The sequence below is a fragment of the Psychrobacillus sp. OK032 genome (genome assembly GCF_900111345.1).
Taxonomy (GTDB): Bacteria; Bacillota; Bacilli; order Bacillales_A; family Planococcaceae; genus Psychrobacillus.
The window spans coordinates 1-7,163 of the sequence record NZ_FOGY01000026.1 but is presented as its reverse complement, the minus strand read 5'-3'; the positions used below and the strand labels follow the sequence as shown (position 1 = coordinate 7,163).

Below are 7,163 nucleotides of genomic sequence, written 5' to 3'. Positions count from 1 at the left end.
AAAGGAATTACCATGAGCATGTCCCGCAAAGGCACGCCAGCTGATAATTCCCCAATCGAAACGTTTCATTCCACGCTAAAGTCTGAAACGTTCTACCTCGACGGTATCTATCGCACAACGAATGCATGTGTGATACAAATCGTCGAAGAATACATTACTTATTATAACAATATCCGTATTCAAACGAAACTAAACAGCCAATCGCCGGTTCAATACGCATAATAGGGTGTTTTATTCCTGTCTCAAATAGGATAGTCAGTGCCTTCAACTAACGGGTGCTTTACTTCAAGAAGGGGTAAAGCATTTTTTCTTATTGAACTAACGCGGCAGTTTAGTTTAAGAAGGATATTTCTGAAACCATATAGAAATAGATACAAACTGAAGGATAATCTGAGAGAGTATACTAAAAGTAGTTTCCTTTTATTTTATTCAACTAGAGGTGGTTTAGTTTAAAAATATTACTACGATATAACGATAATTTATAGGACAGGAGAGTTAAAACTGGCTAATATAAAAAAATGTGTTTAATTGCAATGATAGCTATGACCGCTGTTTCATTTGCTAATTTTTGGGGGTTTAGTATTGCTGGGATATCTATAATTATCGGTATTGTGTTTTTCTTTATTAATGGTAATTTAGAAAAAAATGTTGCTGCTGACACTGGACTAAATGCAAAAGCAATTGGAACGAGTCTGAAAAACAAAACAATTTATTTTTGGGTTTTTTTACCACTCATTTTGAATGTTGTTTGTATTGTGTTGGCAAAATTAGTTTTGCCCGAATACATAGAACATCTTTATGGAAGAACGGAGTTTGTTGTTTCGTTAGATAAGATAATGTTTCTCGTCCTTCAACTTGCTATTTTAGCATTGGGTGAAGAAATTGCGTGGAGGGCTTTTTTTCAAAAGCAATTGAGTAAAGCACTGCCAGTAATACCTACTTTAATTGTTACATCCATAATATTTGCATTTGGTCACATTGTGGATGGGAATCTTATTGTAGTCGCTTATGATATTTTCTTTATCATTATAAATAGTGTTTTATATGGTGTGATATTTTATAAAACAAACAATGCGTGGATAAGTGCTATTTCGCATTTTATTGCTAATTTATTTAGCATTATTTTAATATCATTTTTGTTGGGATAGTGACTTTGAGATAATGTATAAACCTACTTTGATTTCATTCTATAAAGAATAAGTTAGACATTTTCTTATTAAGCTAACGGGTGCTTTACTTCAAAGGGGTAAAGCCTTATTTCTTATTGTACTAAAGGCAGGTTAATTAAAAAACATGAAATTTACTCAAATCAACAATTTGTTAACTTTACCTCTAATTTTTCTAAAATCTTATCTAGGACCATACATACTTATTTTAATATATAGTAAAAAGGAGGAAATTATCATGATAGCGGAAAGTGCAAAGGAAATTCTATTACTGAATTGTGACAAAAATCTTAAATCATTGCTTGAAATAATTGAATCTGTACCTAGCAGAAAAAGAGGCGTTTCTATTGAAACTCCAGAAAGAGATAAGAATTTTCGTGATGTATTAATGCATCTGTATGAATGGCATGTAATGCTTGAGAGATGGTATAGAGAAGGTATGGATGGGGATATTCCTTTTATGCCAGCACCTGGTTATAAATGGAGTAATATCAAGTTACTTAATATGCAAATTTGGGAAAACTATCAAGATGTAGCATTAAATCAAGCTATAAAAAAACTGAAGTTAAGCCATGAAAGAGTAATGGATTTAATTAAATCACATACCAATGAAGAAATCATAACAAAAAAATACTATAAGTGGACAAAGACAAGTAATTTATACAGCTATTTTGCAGCAAACACTTCCAATCATTACATTTGGGCTATAAAAAAATGCGAAGTTATTGCAAATTCTATATAAAAGAAGGGGAGAAGGACAAGTTTGTGAAATTATGCACTTAAACTAACGGGTGCTTTACTTCAAGAAGGGGTAAAGAATTTTTGTAAGACTAAATGGGCAGGTTAGTTGAATAAGGAAACGGGGAAAATTAGCAACTATATATTAAACAAAAAAGGTTAAATTGAAAGGAAAATAGATAGGAGATAAAAATGCGTAATAAGAAGTTAAGGGGTTTAAAGCGAAAAACAAGAAATATGATAAAGCGAATCTGGGAGGAAACTTCTGATTTTCCTTTGGATTTTTATAATGGGTATTGGCATCTTCATTTACCAATTTCCCAAGGTTTTATTGATTCCGATAGGATTCCTTTTGGAATTAAGAGACTTTGTGTCCAGACTTTATTAGAACGGGCTAAACATTTGATTGAAATCAAACCTAATACTCCTGATAAGTGTCGAGTGGTGGTTTATATTAGTTTCCAAGCATTGTTTGATTCTCAAATTATAGTGTTTGCTGGTGATTCTCACTTCGAGGGGTTCTTTAATAGAAATGACGAATTTCAAAAATGGATTCCCCTGTCCAAAGAAAGAAATTTTGAGAGTGATTGGAGAATAAATATCCCCAAAGATATGAATGTCTTAGGATTTAAAGAAGAAGTAACCGATGAAGATGGGGAAATTTATAAAAGAGAAATTTGGTTTATAGGCGAATTAGAGTAGGCTTAATATTATTTTCTTATTCAACTAACGGGTGCTTTACTTTAAGAAGGAGTAAAGCCTTTTATCTTCTTAAACTATAGCAGGTTAGTTTAAGAAGGAATCTTTGAATATATCCGAATTTTTAAAGCCGTATTAATAAAGGAATATAATGTCTCTGAAGTCATGTGAATGTGGAGTCAAACTAGTCTTTTTCTTTTGTCTGAGTTAACAAAAGTTATAATTATGTATAGGAGAATCTAAAAGTTAAATTCCCCAGTTATTATTATTATTATATCTAATGTTTTGCTTGTTTTGCTTATATTGCTTATATTCATCTAATATTTTTACATTAGATACATTATCTTTTTCTAATCTGTTTGAATCTCGATTAGTTAATTCTTCCAATTTCCGAATTGCAGTTTCAAACTCGTCATTTGTCATCTTTTTAGTAGCTAGCATTGAACATAAATAAGCATAAGCTATTGATGTTGTGTCAATATTCACATTTACATTTATATCAACGTCAGAATTACCACTTTGACTAATTGAGGATTTGTTTGTATCTATATCAGAAATAAAGGAATTAGTTTTAGATAATTTTGTTTTAGATAATATTTTCCTTGGATAGTAGTCCATTAATTTGTTACTCCTCTCTTCTAATTAGTAAGTGGGATAGCTGTTAAGTCTACTATCCCACCAATCCAAAGATATTAGTCTACGTCTAGGCTTTGTTCTTGGTCAGAATCAGCATCGGATTCTGCTTTAACTCTTGAACGGGAATCAGAATCTACATCAATGTCTATCCATATTCTAGCATTTCCACTATTAATAACTTTTGCTACGTTTACATTCTTATCTTCATTTCTTAAGTCAGTGTCTACATCTGTATCATTGTCATTTCGTAATTTATTGTCGTTGTCTATGTCATTATTAGATTTACTGCGAGATTCTGATTGGTTATTTCTATTTGAATCATTTCTAATGTTTCTCCATACTTTACTCATTTTTATCACCTCTCTTCTATTACTAGCTTATTCACAAGAAAATAAATATATAGACATACAACTAGAAACTAAAAATAATAAATTAATTGTTTTATAACTCTTATTACTATCTCTGTTTTCTATAATTTTTTAACACATGTAATGAATTTGGTGTTAAGTCAAAAAGAAAAGCTTGGGAGTAGCGCTCAGAAGACTTAGATAACCAAATAAACGCTTAATGTCTCTCATAATTAGGTTCTCTTATAGTTTATGTTAGGATTTTAGCGTAAGTTAGATGAAAATAAATTGGAAAATTATTATTCAACTAACGGGTGCTTTAGTTAAACAAGACCATCAAATTCGGTGGTCTATTTTTATTTCCAAAACATATATAGTTTAAGTAATTGTTAACGCAAAAAGATGTTAATGCTAACTTTTGAAATAGGGGATTATTTACTTTTGGAGGGTTGAATAATGAAAAATAAAGATAGGTTAATTTTTACACTTGTATGTAGTTTACTTATTTTTGTTGTTAGTATGTATAGAATACTTATTGAATCACTTTCTTCAGAACCTTTGTTTGCAGCATCTTCTTTGGCAATTGGTGGGTTAATTGGAGTAGTTGGAGTTGTTATTAAAATACTAAGGAAGTCACAATCTAATTAAACAAACCAAACGTGCGATTCCTAAAATGAATCGCTTTTTTCTTATTCAACTAACGGGTGCTTTAGCAAAAGATTATGGAGTTGCCATAGGAAAGACTTTTGCTTATTGAACTAACGAAGCAGATTAGTGGAAGAAGGAACTACTATCACAGTAATAAAACAAAGTTTGATAAAACCCTGTATTAATATAGTTTTTTTCTATTGCCCCTTAAATTCCAGCTGTATTGTTTAATTAAAGGGCCAGATTGATGAATATAATTTGAAGATGTGTCGTATGAATTTATATTGAAAATATATTCATTCATTAAAAATGAAAGGGAAATGTTATATGAAATCTGGAGGTAATAAGTTTCTAATTGTAAAAGCCGATGAAGTTGATTTAGATGTAAGGACGCAAATGTCTGAAACTTTTGCGGATGGCTTTACACAATGGCTTATCTTTTTTTCCAAAGATAAAAACGTTATTGCAAAGGCTTTTGCTCATATGTTTATTTTAGATCAATTTTATGTAGCTATGGCAAATGGCGAAATTGCTGGAGTTACGGCATGTACAGATGGAAAAAATAGATCGGTAAGATTAAATAAAAAAGAGTTGAGAAAGCACTTAGGTTTCTTCAAGGGAAGCATGGCAGGAATCTTTTTAAAAAAAGAATTTGAAGCTCCTTATGAAAACTTCCCTCCAAATACTGGATCAGTTGAATTTGTTGGAACAGCTTCGAAATTCCGTGGACAGGGTGTAGCATCTCAAATCATCCAACATATCATAGAAAATACACCGTACAATGATTACGTCATTGAAGAAGTTGCAGATACAAATACACCGGCAATGCGATTGTATAAGAAACTGGGTTTTGAAGAATACAAAAGAAAGCCTATTGCGAAAAAGATAGCCAAGAAAATTGGAATCAATAATTTTTTGTCTTTGAAGTATGTAAAAAGATAAGGATTTCTTTTGAAAGATTGAGGGAAATGGAGGAAACCTTGCATAGAATAGAAGAATAACATGTTAGCTATCCAACTGAGGAAGAAATAGTTTAGACTTTAAATTAAGAGTAACACCATATTCTTATCGAATTAAGGGGTAGAGTATTCCGGCATCGCTTCTTTAACTAACGGGTGCTTTACTTCAAGAAGGAGTAAAGCATTTTTTCTTATTGAACTAAAGGTGCAGTTTAGTTGAATAAGTAGAATTTATTTAGGGGATTATTTTGTAACTCTTTACGCTTTGGAACGTATTTACAATTATAAAATAAAAAGGAGGTCTTTTATGAATAAAAATTTATTGCTTCCACTATTATCATCATTAGGAACAATGGTATTACTTTATGTAATAGGCTTTATATTTAATATAGCTGCATTAGAGTTCAAAATGTTTCAAAATGAGCCATTAAAAGACGGTTCGATTCTTGATGCAGAAATTGCATTACTTCCAATTGCTATCGGGTTAGTAGTTGGATTTAGTGTGGAACGAATCGTTAAAATAAGAAACAGGAAATTGAACTAACGGGTGCTTTACTTCAAGAAGGGGTAAAGCATTTTTTCTTATTGAACTAACGCGGCAGGTTAGTTGAAAAACGAGTACAATATTTTTAGACCTAGTTTTTAGCGTTAAATGATAAAAATACTTATTGAAAATTTAATAGGAGTTTGAGGTGAATAAGTTGTTTACAATAGAAAAATACATTAGCTCGTTAAAAGAAAATCTTGAAAAGAACTCTGATAAGTTGATTCGAAATATAAGAGAAATACTTGGTTTTAAGTATTACAATGAAATAGATTTATTAGATTTCTCGGTTTTTATTCAACCATTCGACCTTTCCATTATGATGTTTTCTATGGACAGAGAAGCAAATGAAGTTTTTTACGAAGGAAACGATAGTAGTATTTTTGCAGGTAGTCACGAATTACTTGGAGATATGCAATACTACGAACTTCCTAATGATAAGTCAGACGAGTTCTGGGAGTTTCATGAACAGAATGATGAGATAATATCTAAAGCTGAAGAACAAGCCATTGTGGAATGGTTTGTTGCGTGTTGGAATAAAGTAGATGGGCTAAGTATAAAATTACCTACCTATTTCGGTTTCCACGATGACGATAAATCCTTTGACTTACATAAAAATAAATGGAATTCTGATGAGGAAAAGTGGTTTGATTAAACTTCAAAAGATGGCAGACCCTCTTTCACTAACGGGTGCTTTAGTTAAAGAACGTTGGGTTGCCAGAGGTAACTCTTTTTTATTTGATCTACGAAGTAAACTAGTTGAGGAAAAAATTATAATAGTAGGTAGATGAGGGGGATGGATATGACAATAAATATTATGTCAGCTAAAATAGAAGATTTTAAAACGATAAATTCTATTGTCAAAGAAGGACAAGATGAACATTCTGAAGCATTACCGCATATTTTTCAAAAGGTTGAACAAGTAATGCCAGATAATTATTTTCTACAATTACTAGAAAACCCAGATTGTGAAATCTTGGTTGCTCAATTAAAGGGAAATGTGGTTGGGTTTGCTGTAATGGAACTAAAAGAGTCCCCTTCATTTGAGTCTATGACACCGAGAAAATATGCTTATATGAATGATTTTGGAGTTAAAAACAACTACCAAAGAGAAGGAATTGGAAGTGCTTTATTCCAAGCGTGTGTAGATTGGTCAAAAATTAATAGTGCAGCATCATTAGAATTAAATGTATGGGAGTTTAACCATAAAGCAATTTCTTTTTATGAGAGTTTTGGAATGTCTACAGTGAGTAGAAAAATGAATTTAGATTTTTAATAGTGTAGTTGTTGTTCAAATAAGCTTTTTGAGAAAATGTGAATAGTTTCACTTAAACTAACGGGTGCTTTAGCAGAACAAGCCTGTCAGCAGACAGCCTCTATATAGAAGCAGGTTAGTTTAATCCAAGAGAAATTAATTAGGTGAGGT

Annotated in this window: 11 protein-coding genes; 9 read left to right on the top strand and 2 right to left on the bottom strand. The window is 31.4% G+C overall.

Annotated features, from left to right (window positions below):
- The 4 genes from BMZ04_RS21575 to BMZ04_RS21560 all read left to right on the top strand — a co-directional run.
- A partial coding sequence (locus BMZ04_RS21575) for an IS3 family transposase (protein ID WP_143128342.1) occupies positions 1 to 222 on the top strand: 222 nt, incomplete at its 5' end.
- Positions 223 to 533: 311 nt separating this feature from the next.
- Entirely contained in the window at positions 534 to 1,148 is a 615-nt protein-coding gene (locus BMZ04_RS21570) for a CPBP family intramembrane glutamic endopeptidase (protein ID WP_177184548.1), read from the top strand.
- Positions 1,149 to 1,404: 256 nt separating this feature from the next.
- A complete protein-coding gene (locus BMZ04_RS21565) occupies positions 1,405 to 1,908 on the top strand; it encodes a ClbS/DfsB family four-helix bundle protein (protein ID WP_143128341.1) in 504 nt (167 codons plus the stop codon).
- A 188-nt stretch (positions 1,909 to 2,096) separates the two neighbouring features.
- Positions 2,097 to 2,606, top strand: coding sequence for a DUF3916 domain-containing protein (locus BMZ04_RS21560; RefSeq protein WP_093277725.1), 510 nt, complete (start codon positions 2,097 to 2,099; stop codon positions 2,604 to 2,606).
- A gap of 243 nt (positions 2,607 to 2,849) precedes the next feature.
- On the opposite strand, the gene BMZ04_RS21555 is transcribed toward BMZ04_RS21560, so the two are convergent.
- Together BMZ04_RS21555 and BMZ04_RS21550 are read right to left on the bottom strand one after the other, a co-directional pair.
- Positions 2,850 to 3,221 carry a hypothetical protein gene (locus BMZ04_RS21555; RefSeq protein ID WP_093277720.1) on the bottom strand — a complete coding sequence of 124 codons (372 nt, stop codon included), beginning with the start codon at positions 3,219 to 3,221 and terminating at the stop codon, positions 2,850 to 2,852.
- A 74-nt stretch (positions 3,222 to 3,295) separates the two neighbouring features.
- Positions 3,296 to 3,589, bottom strand: a complete 294-nt coding sequence (locus BMZ04_RS21550; protein WP_093277717.1) for a hypothetical protein — start codon at positions 3,587 to 3,589, stop codon at positions 3,296 to 3,298.
- Between the two features lie 453 nt (positions 3,590 to 4,042).
- Here BMZ04_RS21550 and BMZ04_RS21545 point away from each other — a divergent pair, with 453 nt between their 5' ends.
- From BMZ04_RS21545 to BMZ04_RS21525, 5 genes are all read left to right on the top strand, one after another.
- Positions 4,043 to 4,234 (top strand): hypothetical protein, encoded by a 192-nt coding sequence (locus BMZ04_RS21545; RefSeq protein ID WP_093277713.1) that lies wholly within the window; start codon positions 4,043 to 4,045, stop codon positions 4,232 to 4,234.
- 327 nt (positions 4,235 to 4,561) lie between these two features.
- On the top strand, positions 4,562 to 5,176 hold the full coding sequence (locus BMZ04_RS21540) for a GNAT family N-acetyltransferase (RefSeq protein WP_093277710.1): 615 nt from the start codon (positions 4,562 to 4,564) through the stop codon (positions 5,174 to 5,176).
- Positions 5,177 to 5,500: 324 nt separating this feature from the next.
- A complete protein-coding gene (locus BMZ04_RS21535) occupies positions 5,501 to 5,737 on the top strand; it encodes a hypothetical protein (RefSeq protein ID WP_093277705.1) in 237 nt (78 codons plus the stop codon).
- A gap of 157 nt (positions 5,738 to 5,894) precedes the next feature.
- Positions 5,895 to 6,392, top strand: coding sequence for a hypothetical protein (locus BMZ04_RS21530; RefSeq protein ID WP_093277736.1), 498 nt, complete (start codon positions 5,895 to 5,897; stop codon positions 6,390 to 6,392).
- A gap of 147 nt (positions 6,393 to 6,539) precedes the next feature.
- Positions 6,540 to 7,013: a GNAT family N-acetyltransferase gene (locus BMZ04_RS21525; protein ID WP_177184547.1), complete on the top strand. Its 474-nt coding sequence runs from the start codon at positions 6,540 to 6,542 to the stop codon at positions 7,011 to 7,013.
- Positions 7,014 to 7,163: the final 150 nt, after the last annotated feature.

Coding starts and splice junctions, on each gene's coding strand:
- BMZ04_RS21570 (WP_177184548.1), top strand. CDS start 534: ATGATAGCTATGACCGCTGTTTCATTTGCTAATTTTTGGGGGTTTAGT.
- BMZ04_RS21555 (WP_093277720.1), bottom strand. CDS start 3,221: ATGGACTACTATCCAAGGAAAATATTATCTAAAACAAAATTATCTAAA.
- BMZ04_RS21560 (WP_093277725.1), top strand. CDS start 2,097: ATGCGTAATAAGAAGTTAAGGGGTTTAAAGCGAAAAACAAGAAATATG.
- BMZ04_RS21540 (WP_093277710.1), top strand. CDS start 4,562: ATGAAATCTGGAGGTAATAAGTTTCTAATTGTAAAAGCCGATGAAGTT.
- BMZ04_RS21535 (WP_093277705.1), top strand. CDS start 5,501: ATGAATAAAAATTTATTGCTTCCACTATTATCATCATTAGGAACAATG.
- BMZ04_RS21525 (WP_177184547.1), top strand. CDS start 6,540: ATGACAATAAATATTATGTCAGCTAAAATAGAAGATTTTAAAACGATA.
- BMZ04_RS21565 (WP_143128341.1), top strand. CDS start 1,405: ATGATAGCGGAAAGTGCAAAGGAAATTCTATTACTGAATTGTGACAAA.
- BMZ04_RS21545 (WP_093277713.1), top strand. CDS start 4,043: ATGAAAAATAAAGATAGGTTAATTTTTACACTTGTATGTAGTTTACTT.
- BMZ04_RS21550 (WP_093277717.1), bottom strand. CDS start 3,589: ATGAGTAAAGTATGGAGAAACATTAGAAATGATTCAAATAGAAATAAC.